The sequence below is a fragment of the Streptomyces sp. NRRL B-24484 genome (genome assembly GCF_000717715.1).
Classification (GTDB): Bacteria; Actinomycetota; Actinomycetes; order Streptomycetales; family Streptomycetaceae; genus Kitasatospora.
In genome coordinates, this window is record NZ_JOAI01000054.1 from 35,343 (window position 1) to 61,080 (window position 25,738).

Here is a 25,738-nt window from a genome sequence, read left to right on the forward strand (position 1 = left end):
GATGGCGACCGCCGTGGACCCCGGCTACGACTTCACCGTCCCGTCCGAACTCTCCGCCCGGGCGCCCGCCGAGGCCCGCGGCCTGACCCGGGACGGCGTCCGCCTCCTGGTCGGCCGCAGGCAGGGCACCGCCACCTCCCACCACCGTTTCACCGACCTGCCCGACCTGCTGCGCCCCGGTGACCTGCTGGTGGTGAACAACTCGGCCACCCTGCCCGCCGCACTCACCGGCACCCTCCCGGACGGCACCGGGGTCGCCGTGCACCTCTCCTCGGCCCAGCCCGACCCGCGGGGCCACCACCTCGTCGAGCTGCGCCGGCCCACCGCGCACGCCACCGCCCCCTGGGAGCCCGGCACGTCGCCCGCCCGGCCGGCCCTGCGGATCGCCCTGCCCGGCGGGGCCGACGCCGAGCTCACCGCGCCGTTCACCCCGCGGCTCTGGCACGCCCGCCTCACCCTGCCCGGCGAACTCACCGGATACCTCGCCCGGCACGGCCGCGCCGTCCGCTACGGATACGTGGACCGCGACTGGCCGATCGAGGCCTACCAGACGGTGTTCGCCGCCGTTCCCGGCAGCAGCGAAATGCCCAGCGCCGCTCGGCCGTTCACCACCGACACGGTGGCCCGGCTGGTCTCCCGCGGCATCCTCGTCGCCCCGATCACCCTGCACACCGGGGTGGCCTCCCCGGAAGCGCACGAAGCCCCCTACGCCGAGCGGTACTCCGTCCCCGAGCCCACCGCCCGGCTGGTCGGCCACGTCCGCGCCGAGGGCGGCCGGGTGATCGCCGTCGGCACGACCGCCGTCCGCGCCCTCGAATCCGCCGCCGACCACGACGGGCACGTCCGCGCCGCCGACAGCTGGACCGACCTCGTCATCACCCCCGCGCGCGGCGTCCGCGCCGTCGACGGCCTGCTCACCGGCCTCCACGAGCCGCTCGCCTCCCACCTCCTCATGCTCGAAGCCGTCGCCGGCCGCCCCCTGCTCACCCGCTGCTACGCCGAGGCCCTCGAACACCACTACCTCTGGCACGAGTTCGGCGACGTCAACCTCCTCCTCCCCGACTGACCGGCGGCGGCCCCGGCGGTGCGAAAACCCGGTGGTGCGGGCCGACGCCGCCCTGCAACGATGCGGGCCGACGGAAGGACGACGTGCGGTTCGACGAGGCCGTGCGGGCGCGGCAGCGGGACGTCCCGCTCAGGTACGCGCTGGTCGGCGGGGAGTGGGACGGGGAGCAGACGCTCTGGGCCGGGTGCGCCGACATGGACGGGCTGTCCGTGGACCGGGTTCCCCGGCGCGAGACCCTCACGCTGGTCGGGTGCCGTCCGGCCGGCCGGCTGCTGAAGGCGGCCGACCGCGCGCGGCGAGAACCGGTCGAGCTGGGCCACCTGTTCGTCCCGGTGGGATTCCCGGACGGCCACCCGGACGCGTGGGACGGCAGGTTCGTCACCGACGTCCCCGGCTTCCGCTGCGCGCTGGGCGAAGCGGTCGCCGGTCCGGGCCGGCACCCCCACCAGTGCTGGGGATGCTCCTGGGCCGTTCCTGCGGCGGCGAGGAGATCCGGGGGCCGTTCACCCTGATCCGGCACGACGCGGACACGGCCCGTCGGGCCCTGGACGGCGTCAGTGTCGACCCGGCGGGCGAACTCCCCTACGTCGAGCACGTGGTGCGATTCCTGGAGGAGACGGGCGTCACCGGCGTCCTGCGCTGACCGAGGGGCTGCGGCGCGGCAGCTCAGCCGAGGTCGGCCGGGACCGTCACGAGCGGGCACCGGGAGCGGTGCAGCAGCCCGTGCGGGACGGAGCCGAGGCGCAGGCCGGTGAAGCCGCCGCGGCCGCGGCGCCCGACGACCAGGGCCAGCGCGTTCTCGGAGGCCGCGGCGAGCTGCTCCACCGGATGGCCGGTGAGCACCTCCTGGGTGAGCCGGACGTCGGGGTGCAGGGCGGTGCGGCCGGCGGTGGCCTCGTGGAGCTGCCGCCGGATCTCCTGGGTCGCGGTCGCCTTGTCGATCGGCAGGATGGTCGGCGCCTGCCACACCCAGACGGCGCGCAGTTCCGCCCCCCGCCGGGCCGCCGCGTCGAAGGCGAAGTCGATGGCCGCGTCGGAGCCCTCGCTGCCGTCCACGCCGACGACGACGTACGGCGGCTCCTCGGCGGCCTGCTCCTCATCCCGGACGATCACCACCGGGCACGGTGCCTGGGCGGTGACCGGGAGGATGACCGAGTAGGTGCTGAGCACCGCCTCGATCCGGGAGAGCCCGCGGGTGCCGAGGACGACCATCTCGGCGCTGGCGGCCCGCCGGCAGATCACCTGCCCGGGCTGCCCGTCGGCGAGGACGACGCTGAGGTCGAGCCCCGAGTACCGCTCCTCGACGGCGAGCCGGGCCTCGCCGAGCGCCGCCTCGCCGGCCTCGTGCATCGCGGTGCGGTGGTGGCCCTCGTCGAAGCCCCGGTAGTCACGGCTGCTCGGGGGCACGGCGTGCACGAGCCGTAGCGGCAGGCCCCGGCGGACGGCCTCGTCGGCGGCCCAGGCGAGGGCCGCGGAGGCCGGGTCCCCGGCGTCGACGCCGACCACGACCGGGCGGCTTCCCACGGCTGACGTCATGGCTCCTCCAGCGGTGTCCGGAGCAGGAACGGCGGCGGCCGGCCGTGCTGCACGGCGTCCGACATGCGGCGACGGGAAGGGGCTACCCGCTTCTCGCGGATCCTGATTGCGCGGTGCACGGTTCTGGCCGCTACCCCGCGTCTTCCTGGGGCCCTTCCCGTCCCCTTCAGTCCACCACCACCTCCGGGTTTGCGCGAGCCGCCACGCCCTGTGACCGCCGCACCCGCCGCGGCGTAGCCTGGCGGGCATGGACGAGGAGCCGCTCGGGCCGCACGCCCGGCAGCAGACGCACCGGCCCGACGCGCAGGACGAGGGCGGCGAACCCGCCTGCCTGCTGGCACTGCTCTGCCCGTCCTGCGACGCCGTGCCGGAGGGCGCCGGCAGCGTGCGGTGCTGGCGCTGCGGCGCGGACCTGCGGGAACGCGGCGGGGACGGCCGGGGCGCCGCGGACCGGCCGTAACGCCTTCAGCCGGCGGTCTCCGCGGCCCCGGTGACCTCCGCGGCCTGCGAGATCTCCGCCAGGAAGTCCTCGACCGCGTGGAGGAAGGCCTCCGGCCGGTCCATGCTCGGCAGGTGGGCGGCGCCGTCGAGGGTCACGGTGCGGCCGTCCGGGACGGCGGCGGCGAGGTCCGCGGCCGACGCGATCAGGTCGGGGGAGTCGAGCGCGCCGTTGAGCGCCAGGACGGGGACGGCGATCTCCTTCGCACGGCCCGCGGCGCCGACGACGGGCACGCTGTGGTCCTGCTCGTCGGCGGTGTGCTTGGCCAGCGTGCGCCGGACCATCTCCTTGACCCGGCGGACGACCTCCGGGTCGACCTCGTCGAGGCCGCGGTGCGGGCCGGCGGCGATCCGGGCGAAGGCGTCCACCCAGCCGGCGATGTCGCCGGCCGCCATGGCGGCCGCCTTCTCGGCCTCCAGCTCCAGCGTCCACGGGTCGCGGCACTCGGGCAGGCCGGCGCCGCCGCCGCTGATCACCAGGGCCCGGACCAGGTCCGGGTGCTCCAGGGCGGTGTCGACGGCGATCATCGCGCCCATCGAGGTGCCGACCAGGACGGCGGGCCCGGTGCCGAGTCCGCGCAGCAGGGCGGCCAGGTCGTCGGTCTGGCGGAAGGGCACGGCGGCGTTGGCGGACCGGCCGTGGCCACGGGCGTCCGGTGCGATCACCCGGTGGCGGCGGGCGAGCGCGGGCACCAGCTCGTCGAACATGGTGTGGTCCAGGAATCCCGCGTGCAGCAGCACGACGGGCAGGCCGCTGCCGGTGTCGCGGTAGGCGAGGAGGCCGTCGTGGGAGGGGAAGGCGGCGATGTCCGAAGCGTCATTCATGACAACCAAGGTGCCATATTCGGCCCACGATGACAACCCGGTTGTCATCTTTCCCGGTCGATGTGGCACCCGAGGTGTCATGATGGCCGGGTGACCGAGACCGAGCACCCGCAGCCGCCGACCGCCGACGCCGACGACATCGCCCCGCAGCTCATGGAGGTGTTCGCCCTGGTGGGCCCGCTCTACCGGCGGGTGCAGCGCAAGATCGAGCAGGACGCCCCGCAGCAGGGCCTGTCGGTCGGCGTGCGCGCCGTCCTCGACCTGCTGCGCGAGCACGGTCCGATGACCGTCCCGCAGATGGGCCGCGCCCAGTCGCTGAGCCGGCAGTTCGTCCAGCGCATGGTCAACGACGCGGTCGCGCGGAACCTCGTCGAGACCGCCCCCAACCCCGCCCACCAGCGTTCCTCGCTGATCCGGCTGACGGACGGCGGCCTCGCCGCCATCACCGCCGTGACCGGGCGCGAGCACGCGCTGCTGCGGCAGGCCGGCGCGGACCTGACCGGGGCGGACGTCGCGACCTGCGTCCGGGTGCTCGCCCGGATGCTGGCGCTCTTCGACGACGTCGACGTGGACTGAGGCCGCCCGCCCCGCTCCGGCGGGTCCGGTCGGAAAACCGCTCGCCCGTACCGCGCCCGACCGCCTAGCGTGCGCCGGATGCACACCGTGAAGGGGGAGCGATGACGATCCATCTGGTCGGCGGCGGCCGCGACGAGGCGTGGTACCGGGAGCTGTACGGGCCGTTCCTGGCCGGGGCGGGGGCGGAGCCCGAGGTGGCCTGCCTGCTGCTCGACGAGGGCGACGTGCCCGAGCAGTTCGAGCGCTGGTCCGGCGCGCTCACCGCGGCCGGGCCCTGCCGGCCGCGCGCGGTGCCGGTGGTGCCGGGCGCGGTGTTCGACCCGGCCGTGCTCGACGGCGCGGACGCCATCTTCGTCGGCGGCGGACTCACCCCCGAGTACGCCGCCGCACTGGCCGGACCGCTCGGCCGCCGGCTCGCCGAACGGCCGCTGCCCTACGCCGGGTTCTCGGCCGGCGCGGCGATCGCGGCCGGACGCGCGGTGGTCGGCGGCTGGCTCTCCGACGGGGTGCCGGTCTGCCCCGAGGAGACCGCCGAGGACCTGGCGGAGATCGAGGTCCGCGACGGCCTCGGCCTGGTCGCCCCGGCCGTGGACGTGCACGCCGCGCAGTGGGGCACCCTCGGCCGGCTGGTCGAGGCGGTCGCCCGCGGCGCCGTGCCGTACGGCCTCGCGATCGACGAGAACACCGCCCTCACCGTGCGGGGTGCGACCGCCCGGGTGCGCGGTGCGGGCCGGGTGCACCTCGTCCGGCCGGACGGCGGCGGGGCCGCCGCCGTCCGCTCGTACCGCGCGGGGGAGGAGCTGCCGCTCTGAGCGCCCCGTTCGCGAGGGGTGCGGTCACTCGTAGCGGTACTGCAGGGACTCCCGCTCCGCCTGCTCGATCTGCTCCAGCGTCAGCTCCGGGTCCCGCAGGTGGGAGAGGGTGACCTGGGCCGAGGTCGGCTGGGCGTCCTTGCCCAGCCACTGCTCCGGCTTCCACGCGGAGCCGCGCAGGAAGGCCTTCGGGCAGTGCCCGTAGACCTCCTCGACCTCGACCACGACCGCGCTGCGCGGCGGCTTGCCGACCGAGGTCAGCTGCGCGAGCAGCCGTTCGTCGGTGGTGACGCAGGCCCGGCCGTTGACCCGCAGCGTGGTGTCCCGACCGGGCACCACGAAGAGCAGGCCGACCCGGCCGGTGCTCACGATGTTCTGCAGGCTGTCCAGGCGCTTGTTGCCGGTGGCGTCGGGGATCGCCAGCGTCCGGTCGTCCAGTACGGCCACGAAACCGGCCGGGCCGCCGCGCGGCGAGACGTCGCAGCGCCCCTCCTCGTCCGCGCTCGCCACCATCACCAGCGAGGAGCAGCCGATCAACTGCCGGGCCACGTCGTGGAGCCGGTCGACCTGCTTGCGGCGGGCGTGGTCGCCGGGCTGCTCGTACACCTCCCGCAGCTGCGCCACCTCCCGGACGGCGGAGGACTGCAGGGCGTCGAAGAGGCGGCCGGGCGCCTCGGGTTCTGTGATCACATACCGGAAATCTAGCCGAGCACCGCCCGCCGGGGAACGGCATTTCGCCACTCGCCCGGCCGTTCCCCGGCCCTGCGCGCCGTCCGCCCGGCCCTGCGCCCCCCTCAGCCCTGCGCCGGGCCCGCGGCACCCGGCGGCGCGATCAGCGCCCACACCGTCTTGCCCGCACCGGCCGCCTGCGGGAGCCAGCCCCAGGCCGCCGCGAGCGCGCCGACGATCTCCAACCCGCGCCCGCCCTCCGGGAACTCCCCCGCGATCAGCGGTGCCCCGCCCGGTCCGCAGCCGCCGTCCGGGTCGGACACCTCCAGTAACAGGCCCGGCGCGCCGTAGCGGAGGCGGACGTGCACCCGGCCGCCGCGCCCGCGGGCGTGCACCACCGCGTTGGTGGCGAGTTCGGAGAGCACCAGGCAGCCGTCCCCGGTGTAGTGCCGCACGGTACGGGCGTCCCACGGCTCGCAGACCGCCATCAGGTCGCGCAGCCGGCGCCGCGCCTCCCGCACCGAGTCCCGCCGTCTCGGCAGCCAGAACTCCAGCCGCCCGCCGGAGCCGTCCGCCCCGCCCGTCGACGCGAAGGGCGGCCGCTCGGCGGCGGGACGGGCGGGGACGTCGTACATCGGGGCTCCCACGGTCACGGGCCGGTGCGATCTGCGCCGGTCCGTCACAAGATTCGGTCCGCGGCGATACGCTCGGTAGTGCTCGGCGCTCAACAACGGGCGCTGTAGGCCGGGGGAGGACGCCGATGGCACCGACGCGAGACCTGGACCCCTCGTCCTCCGTTCTCGGCTTCTTCGGATCGGAGCTCCGCCGCTTCCGGGAGGCCTCCGGGCTCACCCAGGACCGCCTCGGCGAGGTCATCAACTACACCGGCTCGCTCGTCGGGCTGGTGGAGACGGCCAGGCGCAAGCCCTCCCGCGAGTTCACCGAACGCTGCGACGCGGCGCTCGGCACCGACGGCGCCCTCGCCCGCATCTGGCCGCTGCTCGGCCGTCCGGCCTTCCCGTCGTGGTTCCGCGGCTTCGTCGAGCTGGAGTCCACCGCGACGTCCATCGCCACGTACCAGGCCCAGGTCGTGCCGGGGCTGCTGCAGACCGAGGAGTACGCCTGGGCGGTGATCCGCAAGGGCCGGACCGGCGAACCGGACGAGGTCGTCGCCGAGTTGGTCGCCGCCCGGATGAGCCGCCAGACCATCCTGGACGGGCCCACCCCGCCGCTGCTGTGGGTCGTGCTGGACGAGGCCGTGCTGCGGCGCCCGGTGGGCGGCCCGGCCGTGATGCGCCACCAACTGGAACGGCTGTTGGACGTCGCCCGCAGCCCGCGGGTCGTGATGCAGGTGCTGCCGTTCGCGGCCGGTGCGCACACCGCCCTGGACGGTTCGATGACCCTCCTGTCGTTCACGGAGGGCCCGGACGTGGCCCACCTGGAGGGGCCCTATTCGGGCCAACTCATCGACCGTCCGGAGGATGTGGCGCGCTACACACTGGCGTACCATCACCTGCGCGCTGACGCCCTGTCGCCGGACGCTTCGTTGACCGCCGTCGAGACGGCGATGGAGGAGGTCTTCACCGAATGAACGGACTCGATCTGTCGGCAGCGGTCTGGCGGAAGTCGAGCTTCAGCGGAGGCTCGGGCGGCGAATGCGTCGAGGTCGCGGACGGCTTCGACGGGGTGGTGCCGGTGCGCGACAGCAAGGACCCGGCCGGGCCGGCGCTGGTCTTCGGGGCCGCCGCCTGGCAGGCCTTCGTCGACGCGGTCAGATCCGGCGAACTCGGATGACGGTGTTCGGCGCCGTCCTGTGCGACCTCGACGGTGTGATCAGGTTCTTCGACCACGCCGGGGTGACCCGGCTGGAGCGGGCCGCCGGGCTGCGGCCGGGCAGCACCGCGGAGGCCGCGTTCGGGCCGGGCATCGCGGAGCCGCTCGTCCTCGGCGGGCTCACCCGGGCGCAGTGGCGCGGGGCGATCGCCGCCGCGCTGGCCGCGAGTGTGCCCGAGGCCGCGGCCCTCGCCCTCGCCGAGGCGTTCACCACCACACCCCAGTCGGCCGACGCCGAGGTCGTCGAGCTGCTCCGCCGCACCCGCCGGAGCTGCCCCGTGCTGCTCGTCACCAACGCCACCGTCTGGCTGGACGAGGACCTCGCCGCCCTCGGCCTCACCGGCCTCGTGGACGGCGTGGTCAACAGCGCCGAGGTGGGCTCGGCCAAACCGGACCGCCGGATCTACGAGATCGCCGCCGAACGCGCCGGGGTCGCCCCCGAGCGGTGCCTGTTCGTCGACGACCGCGCCGAGAACGTCGCCGCGGCCGTCGCCCTCGGCATGGCGGGCCTGCACCACCGCACCCCGGCCGACCTGCGCGCCGCGCTGGCCGGCCGGCTGCCCGACCCGCGGCCCGGACGGGCCGCTCAGGAGGCCGCGGGCCGCCCGTAGTGCAGCAGCACCACGCCGTTGCCGAAGGTACGGCTCTCCAGCAGGTGCAGCGGCCGGTCCGCCGCCGCGGGCGGGAAGAGCGGCTTGCCCGCGCCGATCAGCACCGGGTGGACGTAGATCCGGAACTCGTCGACCAGGTCGTGCTCCAGGAAGGCCGCGGCGAGGTCCGCGCCGCCGAGCACGAGGTCCCCGCCGGGCTCCGCCTTGAGCCGCTCGATCTCGGCCGGGACGACCTCCCGCCGGATCTCGGTGTTCCAGTCGGCGTGCGTCAGGGTGCGGGAGTAGACGGTCTTCGGCATGGAGCGCCAGATCTCCGCGAACTCGACGATCGGTCCGGGTGCGTCCGGATCGGCGTCCGCGGTCGGCCAGAACTCGGCCATCAGCTCCCAGGTGACCCGGCCGCTGATGAAGCCTCCCATCGGCCGCAGCACGTCGTTCAGGTGCTGGTGCAGCTCCTCGTCGACCAGGTGCCAGTCGATCCGCCGGTCCGGCCGCTCGATGTACCCGTCCAGGGACACCGAGAACAGCACCACGATCTTCCGCATCGCACACCCCTCGGCTCCGACGACCGGCCGCTCCATGCTGGCACGACCGCCCGGGCCCGCCCGGCACCCGCGGTGACGGCGTGTCAGCCCGGCGGCGGGAAGGGTCGGCAAGGGGTCACGGCTCGGCGGTCTCCGCCGCCACCCACGCCAGGTACGCCTCCGAGCCGGCCACCACCGGCACGGCCACCACCTCGGGCGTCTCGTAGCCGTGGTGCTCCTGGAGGAAGGCGGTGAGCCGGTCCACGAGGCCGGCCGTGGTCTTGAAGTCGATCCGCCACTCCCCGACGGACCGCACCTCGCCCTTCCACCGGTACACCGAGGCGATCGGGTACACCTGCGCGCAGGCCGCCAGCCGCTCGCGCACCACCAGCGCGGCCAGCGCGCGGGCCGCCTCCTCCGCATCGTGGGTCGTGGTCACCACGAGGACGTCACGGGTCGTCATGCCGCCGAGCCTACGCGCGACGGCGAGCGCCGCCTGCGGCCCGCGTCGGACGACGGCGGGGCCGGAGGCGGCGCGAGCGGCTCAGAGACCGGGGATCTGCCGTGCGGCGAAGGCCTTGCGGACGGTGTCCGCGGCAGCCGCGCCGTACATCCGGCGGGCGGTGTCCACGGTCGCCAGCGCGGCCGCCGAGAACGAGGTGTCGGGCGCGAAGGAGAACTGCGCGTTCACGATGATCCGGTCGGCCGTGCGGGCCCCCAGCGACTTGCGGACGTCGTACAGCGCCTGCGACCAGATCTCGCCGTCGGCGTGCACCTCGCCGACCTTGTCGCCGTACACCTTGCCGGTGTCCAGACGGCGCAGGCAGTGCACCGGGCCGGGGGTGTAGTCGGTGGAGTCCCAGTCGGCCACGCAGGCCTCCGGAGTGCGGGCCGTCCAGCCGTACTTGGCGTCGGCCGCCGCACCGACCGCCACCGCCAGGTAGTCGCCGAACGCCTCGCCGATCGCCCCGGCCTCCGCCGACGCCCCGAAGCCCGGCACCTGCGCCTCGTGCACCGCGTGCCCGTACTCGTGGACGATCACCTCGGCGTCCTCCGCGTCGTCCACCCCGCCCTTGCCGAACCGGATCTCGTCCTTCTTGTCGCTGAAGAAGGAGTTGTCCGCGCCCCACTGGTTGATCCGCACCGGCTGCGCCCGGTCGTTCGCACCCGGCAGCTCACTGCCGAAGCCCAGGCCCTGCAGGTACTCCTGCGCCTCGTTGACCCAGAAGTACGCCATCACCTGCTCGAAGCGGTCGTTGTCCCGGGCGTAGCGGAAGTCGCCGGTGGCCGAGTACGCGGGCGCCCCGGTCTCCGAGCGGACCACCGCCCACCGGCCCGACAGGTAGCCGCTGCCGTCCAGGTTCCGCAGCGCCACCTGGGCGTAGGCGGACGCGGGGACGGCCGAGGCGGCGTCCTTCGCGTCGGTCAGCGTCTCGTCGCCCGAGGACTGCACCGGATTGACCATGAAGACCCGGCCGACCGCGCCGCTCGTGGCCGGGGCGGGCTTGGCGACGGCGGGAGTGGCGGCGAGACCGGCCGCAGAGGCGAGTACGGCGGCGGTGGCGACGGCGAGACGGGGCACGCGGGCAGGACGGGACACGGGTCCTCCAGGGCGGGGCGAGGGTTGCTGCGGGATCATTCCTTACCGCCGAACCCGCTGACCAGGGGTCGGAACCGGTGAATTTCTCCGCCTGCGTCCGCCGTGCCGGAGAATCTGCGGCCGGAGGCCGGATCCGCCGCAACCCCCGGGATCCGCCGCCGCCCCGGAGTCCGTCGTCGCCGCGCGGGCCCACTGTCCGGAGAACCGGGTCGGAGGGCCACGGAGGAGGAGCGCCCGCTCGCCCCCGGGGCCACCTCATTGACGCGCCGTCAGGCCCCGGGGGAGGGCGGGTGCGGCGCCGCGGTCGCGGCCGGGCGGGCTATTCCCGTGACCGGTCGGTCGCCGAGTGAAACAGACCACAGCCCCACCCCCTGCTGCTCCGCGGCCGATCATGGCAGAATGACGGCAGTAGTAGTGACGTTCAGCGCACTCCGGGGTCGGTGAAAATCCGAACCGGCGGTTACAGTCCGCGACCCGTCCGCAGCCAGCGGCCGGTTGACCAGGTGAAATTCCTGGACCGACGGTTAAAGTCCGGATGGGAGGCGTGCGCGGCGGACGAGCAGGTCCACGGCCCGGCGACGGGTCGTGGTGAGCGGACAGGAGAGCTCTCTTCGGCGACGGCGCCGGGGTGGGTTCCCTCCCGGTCGTGCTGTCCGCGTCATCTCCCGTGCCGCCCCGGAGTCCGCGCCCCTAAGCGCGAGGAGTACCCGGGTGTTCACCGGCATCATCGAAGAGCTCGGCGAGGTCGTCTCCATCGAGGAGATCGGCGACTCCTCGCGCATCCGCCTGCGCGGCCCGGTGGTCTGTTCCGGCGCGAAGCACGGCGACTCCATCGCGGTCAACGGCGTCTGCCTGACCGTCGTCGACAGTCCCGAGGAACTGGCCGCCGAGAGCGGCGAGTTCAGCGCCGACGTGATGGCCGAGACGCTGAAGCGCTCCAGCCTCGGCGCTTTGGAGCCCGGTTCGCGGGTCAACCTGGAGCGGGCCATGGCGCTCGGCGCCCGGCTCGGCGGGCACCTCGTCCAGGGCCACGTCGACGCCGCCGGCGAACTGCTCTCCCGCGCCCCGGGCGACCTCGACGCCGACGGCAACCCCCGCTGGGAGGTGCTGCGCTTCTCGCTGCCGCAGTCCATCACCCGGTACCTGGTCGAGAAGGGCTCGATCACCGTGGACGGCGTCAGCCTGACCGTGGTCGACGCCGCCCTCGACTCCTTCAGCGTCTCGCTGATCCCGGCCACCCTCGAACTGACCACCCTCGGCACCAAGGCCGTCGGCGACCCGGTCAACCTCGAGGTGGACGTCCTCGCCAAGTACGTCGAGCGGCTGCTCGACACCCGCACCCTGCCCGACCACCTCACCGGGGACGCCTCGTGAGCGCGCTGACCGGAGTCGCCTTCACCGCCTTCGGCGAGCAGGTGAAGTGGGCCGACATGATCGGCAACCTGCTCGGCCTGGCCGCGCTCGCCCTCGGCTGGCGCCGCTCGGTGCTCAGCTGGCCGGTCCAGCTGCTCGCCGGCGCCGTACTGGTCGTCGCCTTCCTCGGCGGGCAGGCGCCCGGCATGGTCGGCAAGCAGCTGATCGTCATCGTCACCGCGGCCTGGGGCTGGGCCCGGTGGCAGCGCGGCAGCCGCGACGGCGGCACGGTCGCCGTCCGGTTCGCCACCTGGCGCGAGCGCGCCCTGCTGGTGGCCGGCGCAGCGCTCGGCACCGCCGCCGTGGCCGGTGTGTTCATGGCCTTCCCGAAGCTCTCCTGGGCGCCCTGGCTGGACGCCTACATCTTCGTCGGCACCCTGACGGCGATGGTCGCCCAGGCCCGCGGCTGGGTGGAGTTCTGGTTCGCCTGGATCGCCGTCGACCTGATCGGCGTCCCGTACTCCTACACCCACGGCTACGTCTTCTCCGCCCTCACCTTCGCCATCTACTTCGTGCTGGTGCTGCTCGGCCTGCGCACCTGGTGGCTGAGCACCCGCACGGCCCGTCCTTCGTTCACCGAGAACCCCCAGGGAGTCACGGCATGACCATCCAGCACTCCGGCGACGACCTGGTGCTCGACCCGGTCGAGCGCGCCGTCGCCGACATCGCCCTCGGCCGCGCAGTGATCGTGGTCGACGACGAGGACCGCGAGAACGAGGGCGACATCGTCTTCGCCGCCTCCGCCGCGACTCCCGAGCTCCTCGCCTTCACCATCCGCTACAGCTCCGGCGTGATCTGCGCTCCGATGACCGGCGAGGAGCTCGACCGGCTCAAGCTGCCGCCGATGACGGCCGTCAACGAGGACCGCAAGGGCACCGCCTACAGCATCTCCGTCGACGCCCGGGACGGCGTGGACACCGGCATCTCGGCCGCCGACCGCGCCCGCACGATCCGGCTGCTCTCCTCGTCCGGCACCGAGGCCGCCGACCTCACCCGCCCCGGCCACGTCTTCCCGCTGCGCGCGGTGGACGGCGGCGTCCTCGTCCGCCCCGGCCACACCGAGGCCGCCGTCGACCTCGCCCGGCTGGCCGGCCTCACCCCGGCCGGCGCCATCGCCGAGGTCGTCAACGACGACGGCACCATGGCCCGGCTGCCCGAACTCGTCGCCTTCGCCCGCGAGCACGGCCTCGCGATCATCTCCATCGAGGACCTGATCGCCTACCGCCGCCGCACCGAGCTGCACGTCGGCCGGGCCGCCGTCACCGCCCTGCCCACCGAGTACGGCGACTTCACCGCCGTCGGCTACAAGGGCACCATCGACGGCGTCGAGCACCTCGCGCTGGTCGCCGGCGGCCTCGACGCGGACGGCCGGCTGCCCGAGGGCGAGGACGTCCTCGTCCGGCTGCACTCCGAGTGCCTCACCGGCGACGTCCTCGGCTCGCTGCGCTGCGACTGCGGCCCGCAGCTGCAGGCCTCGCTGCGCCAGGTCGCCGAGGCCGGCCGCGGCGTCGTCCTCTACCTGCGCGGGCACGAGGGCCGCGGCATCGGCCTCAGCCACAAGCTGCGCGCCTACGAGCTGCAGGAGCGCGGCCGCGACACCGTCGACGCCAACCTGGACCTCGGCCTGCCCGCCGACGCCCGGGACTACTCGATCGGCGCGCAGATGCTCGCCGACCTCGGCGTCCGCTCGCTCACCCTGCTCACCAACAACCCGCACAAGCAGAACGCGCTCACCGAGCACGGCCTCAAGGTGAAGGGCCGGCTGCCCGTCGAGGTCCGGGTCGGCGAGCACAACGAGCGCTACCTGCGCACCAAGCGGGACCGGATGGGCCACGACCTGCCGTGGCTCGACGCCGACTCCTGAGCCACCGCCTTCCGCACGACCACCAGCACAGCCTTCGAGACAGAGGAAGTACGACGTGAGCGGCCACGGAGCCCCCGAGCTGACCATCGAGAACTGCGGCGACCTGCGGGTCGCGGTGATCGCCGCGCAGTGGCACGACCAGGTGATGAACGGCCTGCTGGACGGCGCCCACCGCGCCCTCAAGGAGCTCGGCATCGAGGAGCCGACCGTGCTGCGGGTGCCCGGCACCTTCGAGCTGCCGGTCGCCGCGAAGCGCCTCGCCGACCGCGGCTACGACGCCGTGGTCGCCCTCGGCGTCGTCATCCGCGGCGGCACCCCGCACTTCGACTACGTCTGCGAGGCCGCCACCCTGGGCCTGACCCAGGTCGCGGTGGACACCGGCGTCCCGGTCGGGTTCGGCGTGCTGACCTGCGACAACGAGCAGCAGGCGCTGGACCGCGCCGGCCTGCCCGACTCGGCCGAGGACAAGGGCCACGAGGCGGTCACCGCCGCCGTCGCCACCGCGGTCGCGCTGCGCGGCATCGCCTAGGGCAGTGCACACGCGGGGGCGCCGGGGACCGTCTCCCGGCGCCCCCGACGGTCGTCCCGCGCCCCCGGGCGGTGTCCGCGCCCCCGAGGGGCGGGGATTGTCCCACCGGACTGTCCACGGTCCGGAACCGTTTACCGTCGGTCAGCCCGCACCCCGTATGGTGAGCCCATCATGGCTTCGAAGACATTCGAGGAGCTCTTCGCCGAGCTCCAGCAGAAGGCCGCCGCCGGCGACCCCTCGTCCTCCCGCACCGCGCAGCTCGTCCAGCAGGGCGTCCATGCGATCGGCAAGAAGGTCGTCGAGGAGGCCGCCGAGGTCTGGATGGCCGCCGAGTTCCAGTCGGACGAGCAGACGGCCGAGGAGATCTCGCAGCTCCTCTACCACCTCCAGGTGATGATGATCGCCCGCGGGCTGACGCTCGACGACGTGTACGCCCACCTCTGACCGCATCCGTGTCAGCCACCCCTCCCACAGCGAAGGAACCGTCTCCCATGCTCCGCATCGCCGTTCCCAACAAGGGTTCTCTCTCGGGTCCCGCGGCGGAGATGCTGCATGAGGCCGGCTACCGCCAGCGCAAGGACCCGAAGGAACTGGTGCTGGTCGACCCGGAGAACCAGGTCGAGTTCTTCTTCCTGCGGCCGCGGGACATCGCCGTCTACGTCGGCTCCGGCCGGCTCGACGTCGGCATCACCGGCCGCGACCTGCTGCTGGACTCCGGCGCGGACGCCGAGGAGGTGCTGGCCCTCGGCTTCGGCGGCTCCACCTTCCGCTTCGCCCGCCCGGTCGGCGTGCAGGTCGAGGACGTGCAGGGCCTGGAGGGCATGCGGATCGCCACCTCCTACACCGGCCTGGTGGAGCAGCACCTCGCCGAGCGCGGGGTGAAGGCCACCGTCACCAAGCTGGACGGCGCGGTCGAGACCGCCGTCCAGCTGGGCGTCGCCGACGTCATCGCCGACGTCGTCGAGACCGGCACCAGCCTGCGCAACGCCGGCCTGGAGGTGTTCGGCGACCCGATCCTGGTCTCCGACTCCGTGGTGATCCGCCCCAAGGGCGCCGGCGACGACCCGGGCGTCGAGCAGTTCCTGCGCCGCCTCCAGGGCGTCCTGGTGGCCCGCCGGTACGTGCTGATGGACTACGACATCCGCGCCGAGAAGGTGGGCGAGGCCGTCGCCCTGACCCCGGGCCTGGAGTCGCCGACCGTCTCGCCGCTGCACACCGAGGGCTGGGTGGCCGTCCGGTCCATGGTGCTCCGCAAGGAGGCCCAGCGGATCATGGACGACCTGTGGGCGATCGGCGCCCGCGCCATCCTGGTCACCAACATCCACGCCTGCCGCCTCTGACCGATCCTTCCCGGGGCGGGGGCCGGCCGGCCCCCGCCCCGCGCTTTCCTGGAGCCACCCCGTTGTCGACCCCCGCCGCCGCCCTGCCGATGACCTGGTCGCCGCGCCGCAACCGTTACGTGCTGCTGCCGCTCTGCGCCGTGCTGGTGATCGTCTTCACCGTGCTCGCCGTGATCCTCCCGGCGAACTGGCACACCAACGACCGCGCCATGATGGTGCTCAGCGGGCTGCTCTTCGCCGGCGTCGGCCTGATGCTCGCCCGGCCCCGGGTGAGCGCCGACGAGGACGGCGTCACGGTGGTCAACTTCGTCCGCAGCCGCCGCCTCGCCTGGGCCGAGATCGTCCGGGTCAACCTGCGGGCCGGCGACCCCTGGGTGATCCTCGACCTCGCCGACGGCACCTCGCTCGCCGCGGTCGGCATCCAGCCCGCCGCCGGCCGGGAACAGGCGATCACCGCCGCCCGGACGCTGCGCGACCTCGTGGACGAGCGCGGGACGGCGCGTCGCTGACGGCCCGCTCGGGCGGGATCCCTACACTCGTTCGGTATCGTCTAGGCTGGTGACGGCTGGTAAAGCCAGGGCAAAAGTGCCCGCCGTCCCCGAACCGACCTGAGGAGTGACACTCCCCGTCCATGGACGATCCGTCCGGTAGTACCTGCGCCGCCCTGCGTCCTACGCTCGGAAAGCAGGCGGCACGATGACCACCGCCTGGCTGCTGTTGCTCGCGGCCTTCCTGCTCATCCTCGCGAACGGCCTCTTCGTGGCCGCCGAGTTCGCCTTCGTGACCGTGGAGCGCGGCACCGTCGAACGCGCCGCCAAGGCCGGCGACATCCGGGCGCGCAGCCTCTCCAAGGCCCTGCGGCACCTGTCGTTCCAGCTCTCCGGAGCCCAGCTCGGCATCACCATCACCTCCCTGGTGGTCGGTATGCTCGCCGAGCCCGCCCTCTCCGTGATCCTCTCGCCCGTGTTCACCGCGATCGGCCTGTCCGAGGGTGCCGCCCGCGGCGCCGCCGTCGTGATCGGCATGATCGGCGCCACCGTGCTGCAGATGGTCATCGGCGAGCTCGTCCCGAAGAACTGGGCGATCTCCCGGCCGCTCCAGGTCGCGTACGCGGTCGTCGGCCCGCAGCGCGCCTTCTCGGCCGCCTGCCGCCCGCTGATCAGCTTCCTGAACGGCTCCGCGGACAAGATGGTCCGCGCGCTCGGCATCGAACCGCAGGAGGAGCTGGGCCACGCCCGCACCCCCGCCGAACTCGTCGCCCTGGCCCGGCACTCCGCCCGCGCGGGCGCGATAGACCAGCAGTCCGCGACGCTGTTCGTGCGCACCTTCGGACTCGGCCGGCTCACCGCCGAGTCCGTGATGACACCGCGGATCGACGTGGTCGCCCTGCACCACGACGCCACCGCCGCCGACGTCGTCAACCTCGTCCGCGCCACCGGCCTGTCCCGCTTCCCGGTGTACGTGCACAACCTGGACGAGATCACCGGCACCGTCACGCTCAAGGACGCGCTCGCCGTCCCCGAGGACCGCCGCGGCCACACCCGCGTCGCCCACCTCGCCTCCCCGCCGCTGCTCGTCCCCGAGACCCTGCCCGCCGAGCAACTGCTCGACCGGCTGCGCCGCCAGCAGCCGATGGCCGTCGTGGTCGACGAGTACGGCGGCACCGCCGGCGTCGTCACCGTCGAGGACATCGTCGAGGAGATCGTCGGCGAGGTGCAGGACGAGCACGACCCCGCCGACGAGCCCGACCTGCGGCCGATGCCGCCGGAGAACGGCCTGCCCGTCTGGGAGGCCGACGGCCTCACCCGCACCGGCCAGCTGGAGATCATCGGCCTGCAGGCCCCGGAGGGCCCCTACGAGACCCTCGGCGGCCTGCTCGCCGACCTGCTCGGCAAGCTGCCCGCCGTCGCCGACACCGCCGAACTGCCCGGCTGGCGCTTCACCGTGCTCGCCGTCGACCGGCACCGTACCGGCCGCGTCCGGATCCAGCGCACCGACCCCGACCTCGCGGGCGAGGACGGCACGGACGGGGGGAAGGACCGATGACCGCGCTCCAACTCGCCGCAGCGGTCCTGCTGCTGCTCGGCAACGCGTTCTTCGTCGGCGCCGAGTTCGCCGTCATCTCGGTGCGCCGCAGCCAGATCGAGCCGCTCGCCGAGTCCGGCAACCGGCGCGCCCGCACCGTGCTGCACGCCCTGTCCAACGTCTCCGCGATGCTCGCCGCCGCCCAGCTCGGCATCACCGTCTGCTCGCTGGGCCTCGGTGCCCTCGCCGAGCCGACCATCGCCCACCTGCTGCACGACCCCTTCCACGCGGTCGGCGTGCCCGAGTCGCTGATGCACCTGCTCAGCTACGCGGTCTCGCTCGCCGTCGTGGTCTTCCTGCACATGGTGGTCGGCGAGATGGTGCCCAAGAACATCGCCCTCGCCGGCCCGGAGAAGGCCGCGCTCTGGCTCGGCCCGCCGCTCGACCGCCTCGCCCGGATCCTCCGCCCGTTCATCGCCTTCCTGAACGCCTTCGCCAACGCGGTCCTGCGGCTGTTCGGGGTCGACGCCAAGGACGAGGTCGAGTCGGTCTTCAACAGCGAGCAGCTGCTGCACCTGCTGGCCGACTCCGCCGACGCCGGACTGCTCGACGAGCAGCGCCAGGAGCGGCTGGAGGACGCCCTGGAGCTCGGCGAGCGGCCGGTCACCGAGGTGCTGCTGAAGCCCGACCAGCTGGTCACCGTGCCGGTCGGGGTGAGCGCCCGGGAGGTCGAACGGCTCGCCGTCCGCACCGGCTTCTCCCGCTTCCCGGTGGCCGACGCCGCCGGCACCGTGCTCGGCTACCTGCACGTCAAGGACATCCTCGACCTGGACGACCCGGACGCGGCGATGCCCGAGCGGCTGCGCCGCCCGATCCCCGAGCTGCGCGCCGGACTGCCGCTGGACGACGCCCTCGGCGCCATGCGCCGGGCCGCCGCCCACCTGGCCGCCGTCGTCGACGCCGACGGCTGTCAGCTCGGCCTGGTCGCCCTGGAGGACGTCCTGGAGGAGCTGGTCGGCGAGGTCCACGACCCGGACCACCGCAGCGCCGCGCTGTAACGCCGCAGCCCGATCCGCCGGCCCCGTGCTCACCGCACGGGGCCGGCGGCGTCCTCCCGCCCGCCGTACACGGCGAACAGCGCGGCGGAGGCGAGCTCCACGGCCGCGGCGGCCGCCAGCGGGACCGCCGGTCCGGCCCGCAGCAGCAGGGCGCCGAGCGCGGCGCCGCCGCACATCACGACCACCGCGGAGGCGGCCCGCTCGCGCGAGTCCATCTCCGCGTGCACCCGCAGCAGGCCGGTCAGCCCGCGGGTGAGCACGGTGGTCGGAAGGTCCGGCGCGGCGATCCGCAGCGCGACGGCGTTCCGCCAGCCCATCGCCAGCGCGAGGACGGCGAGCACCACCAGCGCCCGGCCCGAGGGCAGGCCCCGCTGTTCCGGCAGGCCGGCCGCGGCCACCGCGCCGACCGCCAGCAGCAGCCCGACCCCGGCCACCGCGGGCGGCGGCCAGCGCTCCCCGTGCCGCCGCACCAGCGCCTCGTTCACCCGGTGGCCGAGCAGCGCGCCCAGCGAGAACGCGGCGAGGCCCAGTCCGGCCCCGGCCACCGACACGTGCGCGCCGCCGAGTCCGAAGCCCAGGAAGAGGATGTTGCCGGTCATCACGGCGGTGTACACGTGGCCGAGACCGAGGAAGCCCGCCGCCTCGACGATGCCGGTGACGGCGGTCAGCAGCAGCAGCGCCACGGTCTGCGGGGCGGGGCGCCGGGTCGTCGCGAGCACCCTTGTTGATACCAGCCGCGCCGGGCCGGGCGGCGGAGACCGGCCGCGGGGGAGCGGCCGCTCACCGGGAAGGCCCAGGGACGGCGGGGCTCAGCCGGTGCGGCCGTCGATCAGTTCGCCGTACGCCTGGAGCAGGTCCGGCAGGCGGAGGGTGGCGAGGTCCTCCCGGCTGGGGAGGTCGCCGTGGGCGCTGAGCCGCAGGTCGCGGTACGCGCAGGACTTCTCGTACAGGGTGCGGATGAACCGGCCGTTGCCGAGCTCGTCTATCCAGCCCTCGGTGACGACGTGCGCGCAGATGGAGGAGAGCTCCTCGGCGGCGTCCTCGTCCCAGCCGTCGCCGCCCGTCAGCGCCAGGCTGCGGCCGATCTCGGTCAGCTCGCCGGGGCGGTAGCTCGGGAAGTCCACCCGGGTGGTGAACCGCGAGTTGAGGCCGGGGTTGGCCGCCAGCAGCCGGTTCATCCCCTCCGGGTAGCCGGCCAGGATCACCACGAGCCGGTCCCGGTTGTCCTCGGCCCGCTTCAGCAGCACCTGCAGCGCCTCGTCGCCGTAGGCGTCACCCTTGCTGTAGCCGGAGTTGGACAGGCTGTACGCCTCGTCGATGAACAGCACGCCGTCCAGCGCCGAGTCGATCAGTTCGTTCGCCTTCACCGCCGTCTGCCCGAGGAACTCGCCCACCAGGTCCGCCCGCTGGGCCTCCACCAGGTGGTCGCCGGAGAGCAGGCCGAGCGCGTGGAAGACCTGGCCGAGGATCCGCGCCACCGTCGTCTTGCCGGTGCCGGACGGCCCCGAGAAAACGAAGTGCCGCTTCGGCGGCTGCACCGGCAGCCCCCGCTCGGCCCGCAGCCGGGCCATCCGCAGCTGCGCCGAGAGCGCCCGCACCTGCCGCTTCACCGGGTCCAGGCCGACCATCCGCTCCAACTCGGCGAGGGCCGCGTCCAGCTCCTGCTGCAGGCTCCCCGCGGCGGTGCCCGCTGCGGACGGCCCGCCGGCCGCCTCGGCCTCGCCGGGCGTGCGCGGGGGCGCCGCCGGCGCCGCCTCGGCGGCGCCCGAGCGCTCCGCCACCGGCTCCGCCGCCGCCGGCGCGGCCGCCCCGCCCGGCTCGGTGCGCCCGAACGCCCCGGACAGGCCCGAGAAGCCCGAGGTGTCCGCCAGATCGGCCGGCTCCCCGAAACCGGGCGGCAGGACCATCGGGGCGGCCGTCTCCGGCACCGTCTCCACGGCGTCCAGCACGTCCGGCCCGTCGAAGGGTTCCGGCAGGTCCAGCGGGTCGAGCAGGCCGTCCAGCGCGGCGTCCTCGGCGGTGATCGCGGCCAGCCGGGCGGCGGTGTCCATGAACGCCGGGTCGGCCCGGTGCACCGCCCGGTACAGCGGCAGTGCGGCGGCGCTGCGACCGGCCCCCTCGTAGGCGCGGGCCAGCCAGTAGCGCAGTTCCTTGCGTTGCGGCTGCTCCGAGCGGCAGCGGGCCAGTGAGGCGGCCAGCGGGGCCTGCGCCTGCGCGCACATGTCGAGCCTGACTCTCGCCATGCCGCCGAACAGGCCGGCCTCGATGCCCAGCAGCGGGTCGTCCAGCAGCCGGTCGGTGTCCCGGATCAGCTGCTCCCAGTCCTTCACCAGGTAGGAGCGGCAGGCCTGCAGGAAGCGCACCGACGGGTCCTCGTCGGGCGGCGGGCAGTCCGCCAGGGCACGGTCGAGTTCGGCCAGGTGCCGGCCGTCCAGCCAGTGCGAGGCGTGCGCGAGCGCCAGGTCGCGGGCGTCCTCCAGCACCGGCTGCACCCACCAGCCGAGCCAGTACCAGGAGCTGAGCGGGCGCCGGTGGCGCAGCCGCTGCTCGCCGAAGCGGGCCCGGTGGCGGTGCATCGCGAGCAGTGCGCCGGAGGTGTCGCAGCGCAGTGCGTGCAGTCCGAGCCAGGCGTCGGCCATGCCCGGGTCGAGCCGGACGGCCGTACGGAACTCCTCCTCGGCGCGGGCGTAGGAGCCCGCCGCGTACGCGTCCATCGCCCTGAGCCAGGCCCGGTCGGCCTGCCTGTGCGGTCCTGTGCCACCCGAACCGTTGCCGCTGTCCACCGTCACCCCACGCCCCCCGCAGTGTGCATCGAGGCCCGGTCGGCCGACGGATCGCCGGACGGACCATCCGTCAGTTCGCGCAGCCCCCGGGGCGCATGCGCGCCTGCCTGGAATCGTACCGGGGCGGAGCTGATCCGGAAGGGTGCCGCGCCGGGTCAAATATCCGTGGCAGTGCGGCCGTTGAGGGGTGCGCGACGAGGTCGCGAACGCAGAACGGCATCTCCGGCTCACGGGGGAACAAGCCGGAGATGCCGTGTCGAGAGGTTGCGAGATCAACCAATCTCGCGACGCCATGAACTTAAATCCTGGCGACAGCCCAGGTCAAGAGGGTGATGCGGGCTCACCGTGGGTACACCCGACGATCCTCCCGGTGATCCCGTCGACCGTCACGTCGGCGTGCGGACGGCTCGGGTCGGCGGCGAAGTGCGAGCGCTCGGCGCGGATCCAGCTCTGCCAGAACGACGCCAGTTCGGGACCGTCCCGCAGCAGCCCGCGGGCGTTCGCGGACGCGGCGTCAAGCTCCATCCACACCAGGTGGGCGAGGACCGGGCGCACCGCGCGCCGGCCCGCGCCGACGCCCTCCACCAGCACCACGGGGGCGGCCGGCACCGTACAGGGCTCGCCGAAGCGGTGCCGCTCCCAGTCGTACACCGGATAGCGGGCGTCCTCGCCGCGCGAGAACGGCGCCAGCACCTGGTCGTGCAGCCGCCCCGTCCAGCCGAAGGGCTCCTCGTGCGTGGCCAGGTCGTCCAGGTGCACCACCGGGGCACCGCCCAGTTCGGCGGCGAGCTTGTCGGCGAAGCCGGTCTTGCCCGAGCCCGCGTGCCCGTCGACCGCGACCAGCCGGACCGGGCCCAGGGACGGCGGCAGCGCCGCCAGCCGGATCGCGAGATCACCGAGTTCCGTCATGCGGCCAGCGTACGGCGGCGCACCGCCGGGACCGGAGCATCCGGAGCGGGCACGCGTGCCGCCGGCCGGACGCGGCCCGTCGGGCCGGGCCGGATCGGCGCCGTGCCGCCCGACCAGCACGGCCGCCCGCGTCGCGCGGGCCCCGTCCGTGCCGTCAACCGGGCCGCGCCGCGGATCACCCGGGCGCGCGGGCACGGCCGCGCACCGGCCTCGTCCGATCCGGTGAGGACCGGGCTGCCGGCGATCGGGCGTGTCGGGGGAGGGATCGGCGGGCGCGGGAGGACCCGGGACCACCCCGCCGGGCGGAGGGAACGGAGAGCGGTGCCGCGGAGCCACCCGCACCGGCGGGGACACCGACGGCCGCGGGGGCGGCCGGCGGTCGCGCGGCACCCCGCCCGAAGGGCGGCTTCCGCCGGGGAGGCGGGCCGTGCCGGGCGGACCGGCACGGGCGTCGTCCGCCGGGCGGTCAGCGCCGGCCGGAGCGGGAACGCTGCGCGGGGATCCGCGCCGGGCCGTCGGCCGGCGCACCGGCGTGCGAGAACGGCTGGGTGCGCCAGTCCAGTTCGGCGGGGAGCGAGAGCAGGGCGGCCAGACCGGCGCCGCCGTCCTCGACCGGCTCCTCGCACTCGGCGAGCTCGTCGGTCGGCGAGCCGGTGCCCGGGCAGAGCGCCGCGGAGAAGGGGTGCCAGGCGGTCGGCAGCACGGCGTGCTGCGGGAGCCGCTCCTCGTCGCCGATCAGGGCGATCGGACGGTCGCAGGACGGGCAGTGCACCCGGACGATCTCCCAGGTGTCGGCCTCGCCCGGGTCCACCCCCAGGGTGAACTCGAACTCGGTCCGTTCCTCGTCCTCGCTGCGCGGACGGTGGTCAATGGCAGGCATGTGATCCCCCTCGGATCGGGCCGGGCCCACGTCGTCCCCGGCCACCAGCAGCACTTCCCGCCGACGGGGGGTCATAACCCTGCGGAGCGGCGCACGGTGATGCACGGGCTGTGGCCTTCGCCACATTCCCGCGGCATGTGCCGCCGCACCCGCTCCCCGTGCGCCCCCCCGGCCGCCGTCGGCGCACCGGTCCGGACCGGTGCGCCGACGCGGTGGCGACGCGGCCCCGCACCATCGAGTAGGTTTGCGCGTTGTGGAGGATCTCGACCAGCGCATCGTCCAGCTGCTCCTGCAGGACGGCAGGATGAGCTACACGGACCTGGGCAAGGCCACCGGCCTGTCCACCTCGGCGGTGCACCAGCGGGTGCGCCGTCTCGAACAGCGCGGGGTGATCCGCGGCTACACCGCGATCATCGATCCGGAGTCCGTCGACCTGGCGCTGACCGCCTTCATCTCGGTCAAGCCCTTCGACCCGAGCGCCCCCGACGACACCCCGGAGCGGCTCGTCGGCCTCCCCGAGATCGAGGCCTGCCACAGCGTCGCCGGCGACGAGAACTACATCCTCAAGGTCCGCGTCGGCGCCCCCGGCGACCTGGAGGACCTGCTCGCCCGGATCCGCTCCGCCGCGGGCGTCTCCACCCGCACCACCGTCGTCCTCTCCACCCCGTACGAGGCGCGCCCCCCGAAGCTCTGACCCGCAGCTCCGACCGGGAGCGCGGCCCGGCGCCCCGGAGCACCGGCCCGGCGCCCCCGGGGTGCAGACTGGCCCCATGACCGAACGCACCAACCGCACCGTGCTGCTGCGCGGCGGCAACGTCTACAGCCCCGCCGACCCCTTCGCGACCGCCATGCTGGTCGAGGGCGAACACATCGCCTGGGTCGGCAGCGACGGAGCCGCCGAGGCGTACGCCGACACCGCCGACGAGGTGGTGGAGCTCCACGGTGCCCTGGTCACCCCGGCCTTCGTCGACGCCCACGTGCACGCCACCTCCACCGGCCTCGCCCTGACCGGCCTCGACCTCACCGGCTGCCCCACCCTCGCCGAGGCCCTGGAGCGGATCGCCGCCGCCGCGCGCGCCACCGACGGCGTCCTCATCGGGCACGGCTGGGACGAGAGCGGCTGGCCCGAGGGCCGCCCGCCGACGCTCGCCGAACTCGACGCCGCCACCGGCGGCGCCCCCGCCTACCTGTCGCGCACCGACGTGCACTCGGCGCTCGCCACCACCGCCCTGCGCGCCCTCGCCGCCGACCTCGCCGACCTCCCCGGCCACGACCCCGAGGGCCCGCTCAGCCGCGACGCCCACCACGCCGTCCGCCGCACCGCCCTCGCCCACCTGACCCCCGCTCAGCGGCGCACCGCCCAGCGGGCCGCCCTCGCCCGCGCCGCCGCACTCGGCATCGGCGCCCTGCACGAGTGCGCCGGGCCCGACATCTCCTCCGAGGACGACCTCGCCGAACTCCTCGCGCTCGCCGCCGAGGGCGACGGGCCCGAGGTCTTCGGCTACTGGGGCGAACTCGGCGGCATCGACACCGCCCGCCGCCTCGGCGCGGTCGGCGCCGGCGGCGACCTCTTCGTCGACGGTGCGCTCGGCTCCCGCACCGCCTGCCTGCACGCCCCCTACCGCGACGCCGGCAGCGCCGACGCCCCCGTCCACGGCACCGCCTACCTGACGGCCGAGCAGATCGCCGGCCACGTCGCCGCCTGCACCGAGGCCGGACTGCAGGCCGGCTTCCACGCCATCGGCGACGCCGCGGTCGACGCCGTCGTGGCGGGCGTCCGCGCCGCCGCCGACCGGGTCGGACTCGACCGGGTCCGCGCCGTGCGGCACCGCGTCGAACACGCCGAGCACCTCGACGACAAGTCCATCGCCGCCTTCGCCGAACTCGGCCTCACCGCCTCCGTCCAGCCCGCCTTCGACGCCGCCTGGGGCGGACCCGACGGCATGTACGTCCAGCGGCTCGGTGCGGAGCGGGCGGCCGCCCTCAACCCCTTCGCCGCGATGCTGCGGGCCGGCGTGCCGCTGGCCTTCGGCTCGGACGCCCCGGTCACCCCGCTCGACCCGTGGGGGACCGTCCGCGCCGCCGCCTTCCACCGGACCCCGGAGCACCGGATCTCCGTCCGGGCCGCGTTCACCGCCCACACCCGCGGCGGCTGGCGGGCACTGGGGCGGGACGCGGACGGGGTGCTGGTGCCCGGCGCGGTCGCCAGCTACGCCGTCTGGGAGGTCGACGAGCTGGTCGTCCAGGCCCCCGACTCCCGCGTCGCCGGCTGGTCCACCGACCCCCGCTCCGGCACCCCCGGCCTCCCCGACCTCACCCCCGGTCACCCCCTCCCCACCTGCCTCCGCACCGTCGTCCGCGGCCGCACCGTCCACCAGGCCTGAGAG

At 74.7% G+C, this 25,738-nt stretch carries 31 protein-coding genes and 1 riboswitch; of the genes, 20 read left to right on the forward strand and 11 right to left on the reverse strand.

All coding sequences use genetic code 11. The annotated features are described in order from the left end of the window. Nucleotide 1: 1 nt before the first annotated feature. The 3 genes from IE98_RS0135590 (at nucleotide 2) to IE98_RS0135600 (ending at nucleotide 1,709) form a co-directional block, all read left to right on the forward strand. Nucleotides 2-1,066, forward strand: a complete 1,065-nt coding sequence (locus tag IE98_RS0135590; protein WP_052391422.1) for an S-adenosylmethionine:tRNA ribosyltransferase-isomerase — start codon at nucleotides 2-4, stop codon at nucleotides 1,064-1,066. An 83-nt stretch (nucleotides 1,067-1,149) separates the two neighbouring features. Next, on the forward strand, nucleotides 1,150-1,578 hold the full coding sequence (locus IE98_RS0135595) for a hypothetical protein (protein WP_030276008.1): 429 nt from the start codon (nucleotides 1,150-1,152) through the stop codon (nucleotides 1,576-1,578). After that, nucleotides 1,524-1,709 carry a hypothetical protein gene (locus tag IE98_RS0135600; protein WP_030276009.1) on the forward strand — a complete coding sequence of 62 codons (186 nt, stop codon included), beginning with the start codon at nucleotides 1,524-1,526 and terminating at the stop codon, nucleotides 1,707-1,709. Before IE98_RS0135595 ends, IE98_RS0135600 begins: the two co-directional genes overlap by 55 nt. Nucleotides 1,710-1,732: 23 nt before the next feature. Here IE98_RS0135600 and IE98_RS0135605 read toward each other — a convergent pair whose 3' ends face one another. Continuing rightward, nucleotides 1,733-2,602 (reverse strand): universal stress protein, encoded by an 870-nt coding sequence (locus IE98_RS0135605; protein ID WP_030276010.1) that lies wholly within the window; start codon nucleotides 2,600-2,602, stop codon nucleotides 1,733-1,735. Between the two features lie 247 nt (nucleotides 2,603-2,849). On the opposite strand from IE98_RS0135605, the gene IE98_RS45400 reads away from it, so the two are divergent. After that, a complete protein-coding gene (locus IE98_RS45400) occupies nucleotides 2,850-3,062 on the forward strand; it encodes a hypothetical protein (RefSeq protein ID WP_030276012.1) in 213 nt (70 codons plus the stop codon). A 5-nt stretch (nucleotides 3,063-3,067) separates the two neighbouring features. Here IE98_RS45400 and IE98_RS0135615 read toward each other — a convergent pair whose 3' ends face one another. Further along, the gene (locus tag IE98_RS0135615) at nucleotides 3,068-3,925 is read right to left on the reverse strand and encodes an alpha/beta fold hydrolase (RefSeq protein ID WP_052391423.1); all 858 of its coding nucleotides are present in this window, start codon (nucleotides 3,923-3,925) and stop codon (nucleotides 3,068-3,070) included. Nucleotides 3,926-4,015: 90 nt separating this feature from the next. Here IE98_RS0135615 and IE98_RS0135620 point away from each other — a divergent pair, with 90 nt between their 5' ends. Together IE98_RS0135620 and IE98_RS0135625 are read left to right on the forward strand one after the other, a co-directional pair. After that, on the forward strand, nucleotides 4,016-4,501 hold the full coding sequence (locus IE98_RS0135620) for a MarR family winged helix-turn-helix transcriptional regulator (RefSeq protein ID WP_030276015.1): 486 nt from the start codon (nucleotides 4,016-4,018) through the stop codon (nucleotides 4,499-4,501). Nucleotides 4,502-4,602: 101 nt separating this feature from the next. After that, nucleotides 4,603-5,313 (forward strand): Type 1 glutamine amidotransferase-like domain-containing protein, encoded by a 711-nt coding sequence (locus IE98_RS0135625; protein ID WP_030276017.1) that lies wholly within the window; start codon nucleotides 4,603-4,605, stop codon nucleotides 5,311-5,313. Between the two features lie 24 nt (nucleotides 5,314-5,337). Here the strand turns inward: IE98_RS0135625 and IE98_RS0135630 are convergent, their stop codons facing one another. After that, the gene (locus IE98_RS0135630) at nucleotides 5,338-5,961 is read right to left on the reverse strand and encodes an MSMEG_1061 family FMN-dependent PPOX-type flavoprotein (RefSeq protein ID WP_420706256.1); all 624 of its coding nucleotides are present in this window, start codon (nucleotides 5,959-5,961) and stop codon (nucleotides 5,338-5,340) included. A gap of 146 nt (nucleotides 5,962-6,107) precedes the next feature. Then, entirely contained in the window at nucleotides 6,108-6,617 is a 510-nt protein-coding gene (locus IE98_RS0135635) for an ATP-binding protein (protein ID WP_052391424.1), read from the reverse strand. A gap of 125 nt (nucleotides 6,618-6,742) precedes the next feature. Here IE98_RS0135635 and IE98_RS0135640 point away from each other — a divergent pair, with 125 nt between their 5' ends. From IE98_RS0135640 to IE98_RS0135650, 3 genes are read left to right on the forward strand one after another with little or no spacing between them, the layout of a single operon-like run. After that, entirely contained in the window at nucleotides 6,743-7,573 is an 831-nt protein-coding gene (locus tag IE98_RS0135640) for a helix-turn-helix domain-containing protein (RefSeq protein ID WP_030276024.1), read from the forward strand. Beyond that, complete coding sequence (locus IE98_RS0135645) at nucleotides 7,570-7,776, forward strand: DUF397 domain-containing protein (RefSeq protein WP_030276026.1); 207 nt, start codon at nucleotides 7,570-7,572, stop codon at nucleotides 7,774-7,776. The genes IE98_RS0135640 and IE98_RS0135645 overlap by 4 nt, the downstream gene beginning before the upstream one ends. Beyond that, nucleotides 7,773-8,426, forward strand: a complete 654-nt coding sequence (locus tag IE98_RS0135650) for an HAD-IA family hydrolase (RefSeq protein ID WP_030276028.1) — start codon at nucleotides 7,773-7,775, stop codon at nucleotides 8,424-8,426. Before IE98_RS0135645 ends, IE98_RS0135650 begins: the two co-directional genes overlap by 4 nt. Here the strand turns inward: IE98_RS0135650 and IE98_RS0135655 are convergent. The 3 genes from IE98_RS0135655 to IE98_RS0135665 all read right to left on the reverse strand — a co-directional run bounded on the left by IE98_RS0135655 (nucleotide 8,402) and on the right by IE98_RS0135665 (nucleotide 10,532). Continuing rightward, nucleotides 8,402-8,971 (reverse strand): dihydrofolate reductase family protein, encoded by a 570-nt coding sequence (locus IE98_RS0135655; protein WP_030276030.1) that lies wholly within the window; start codon nucleotides 8,969-8,971, stop codon nucleotides 8,402-8,404. The genes IE98_RS0135650 and IE98_RS0135655 overlap by 25 nt on opposite strands. Before the next feature lie 115 nt (nucleotides 8,972-9,086). Beyond that, entirely contained in the window at nucleotides 9,087-9,413 is a 327-nt protein-coding gene (gene cutA, locus IE98_RS0135660) for a divalent-cation tolerance protein CutA (protein ID WP_030276032.1), read from the reverse strand. 81 nt (nucleotides 9,414-9,494) lie between these two features. Further along, nucleotides 9,495-10,532 (reverse strand): M4 family metallopeptidase, encoded by a 1,038-nt coding sequence (locus tag IE98_RS0135665; RefSeq protein ID WP_030276034.1) that lies wholly within the window; start codon nucleotides 10,530-10,532, stop codon nucleotides 9,495-9,497. A gap of 441 nt (nucleotides 10,533-10,973) precedes the next feature. Continuing rightward, nucleotides 10,974-11,101, forward strand: a riboswitch (FMN riboswitch). A gap of 160 nt (nucleotides 11,102-11,261) precedes the next feature. Between IE98_RS0135665 and IE98_RS0135670 the strand changes: the two genes are divergently transcribed. The 9 genes from IE98_RS0135670 to IE98_RS0135710 all read left to right on the forward strand — a co-directional run bounded on the left by IE98_RS0135670 (nucleotide 11,262) and on the right by IE98_RS0135710 (nucleotide 18,779). Further along, complete coding sequence (locus IE98_RS0135670) at nucleotides 11,262-11,924, forward strand: riboflavin synthase (RefSeq protein ID WP_030276036.1); 663 nt, start codon at nucleotides 11,262-11,264, stop codon at nucleotides 11,922-11,924. Between the two features lie 56 nt (nucleotides 11,925-11,980). Next, a complete protein-coding gene (locus IE98_RS0135675; protein WP_078661570.1) occupies nucleotides 11,981-12,568 on the forward strand; it encodes a nicotinamide mononucleotide transporter family protein in 588 nt (195 codons plus the stop codon). Next, nucleotides 12,565-13,827, forward strand: a complete 1,263-nt coding sequence (locus IE98_RS0135680) for a bifunctional 3,4-dihydroxy-2-butanone-4-phosphate synthase/GTP cyclohydrolase II (protein ID WP_030276039.1) — start codon at nucleotides 12,565-12,567, stop codon at nucleotides 13,825-13,827. The genes IE98_RS0135675 and IE98_RS0135680 overlap by 4 nt, the downstream gene beginning before the upstream one ends. A 55-nt stretch (nucleotides 13,828-13,882) precedes the next feature. Beyond that, nucleotides 13,883-14,356, forward strand: coding sequence for a 6,7-dimethyl-8-ribityllumazine synthase (gene ribH, locus IE98_RS0135685; protein WP_030276041.1), 474 nt, complete (start codon nucleotides 13,883-13,885; stop codon nucleotides 14,354-14,356). Nucleotides 14,357-14,527: 171 nt separating this feature from the next. After that, nucleotides 14,528-14,800, forward strand: a complete 273-nt coding sequence (locus tag IE98_RS0135690) for a phosphoribosyl-ATP diphosphatase (protein ID WP_030276043.1) — start codon at nucleotides 14,528-14,530, stop codon at nucleotides 14,798-14,800. A gap of 47 nt (nucleotides 14,801-14,847) precedes the next feature. Beyond that, nucleotides 14,848-15,696 (forward strand): ATP phosphoribosyltransferase, encoded by an 849-nt coding sequence (gene hisG, locus IE98_RS0135695; RefSeq protein ID WP_030276044.1) that lies wholly within the window; start codon nucleotides 14,848-14,850, stop codon nucleotides 15,694-15,696. A gap of 62 nt (nucleotides 15,697-15,758) precedes the next feature. Then, a complete protein-coding gene (locus tag IE98_RS0135700) occupies nucleotides 15,759-16,205 on the forward strand; it encodes a PH domain-containing protein (RefSeq protein ID WP_030276046.1) in 447 nt (148 codons plus the stop codon). Between the two features lie 187 nt (nucleotides 16,206-16,392). Next, entirely contained in the window at nucleotides 16,393-17,742 is a 1,350-nt protein-coding gene (locus IE98_RS0135705) for a hemolysin family protein (protein WP_030276047.1), read from the forward strand. Next, a complete protein-coding gene (locus IE98_RS0135710; RefSeq protein ID WP_030276049.1) occupies nucleotides 17,739-18,779 on the forward strand; it encodes a hemolysin family protein in 1,041 nt (346 codons plus the stop codon). Before IE98_RS0135705 ends, IE98_RS0135710 begins: the two co-directional genes overlap by 4 nt. A 29-nt stretch (nucleotides 18,780-18,808) precedes the next feature. On the opposite strand, the gene IE98_RS0135715 is transcribed toward IE98_RS0135710, so the two are convergent. From IE98_RS0135715 to IE98_RS0135730, 4 genes are all read right to left on the reverse strand, one after another. Continuing rightward, nucleotides 18,809-19,498, reverse strand: coding sequence for a DUF1275 family protein (locus IE98_RS0135715; protein WP_052391426.1), 690 nt, complete (start codon nucleotides 19,496-19,498; stop codon nucleotides 18,809-18,811). Nucleotides 19,499-19,588: 90 nt separating this feature from the next. Beyond that, entirely contained in the window at nucleotides 19,589-21,493 is a 1,905-nt protein-coding gene (locus IE98_RS0135720) for an AAA family ATPase (RefSeq protein ID WP_063749063.1), read from the reverse strand. Between the two features lie 390 nt (nucleotides 21,494-21,883). After that, nucleotides 21,884-22,471, reverse strand: a complete 588-nt coding sequence (locus IE98_RS0135725; protein ID WP_052391433.1) for a uridine kinase family protein — start codon at nucleotides 22,469-22,471, stop codon at nucleotides 21,884-21,886. Between the two features lie 466 nt (nucleotides 22,472-22,937). After that, nucleotides 22,938-23,351, reverse strand: coding sequence for a hypothetical protein (locus IE98_RS0135730; RefSeq protein ID WP_063749066.1), 414 nt, complete (start codon nucleotides 23,349-23,351; stop codon nucleotides 22,938-22,940). Between the two features lie 253 nt (nucleotides 23,352-23,604). Between IE98_RS0135730 and IE98_RS0135735 the strand changes: the two genes are divergently transcribed. Both IE98_RS0135735 and IE98_RS0135740 read left to right on the forward strand, forming a co-directional pair. Beyond that, entirely contained in the window at nucleotides 23,605-24,045 is a 441-nt protein-coding gene (locus IE98_RS0135735; RefSeq protein WP_030276058.1) for an Lrp/AsnC family transcriptional regulator, read from the forward strand. Nucleotides 24,046-24,121: 76 nt separating this feature from the next. After that, nucleotides 24,122-25,735: an amidohydrolase gene (locus tag IE98_RS0135740; RefSeq protein ID WP_030276060.1), complete on the forward strand. Its 1,614-nt coding sequence runs from the start codon at nucleotides 24,122-24,124 to the stop codon at nucleotides 25,733-25,735. Nucleotides 25,736-25,738: the final 3 nt, after the last annotated feature.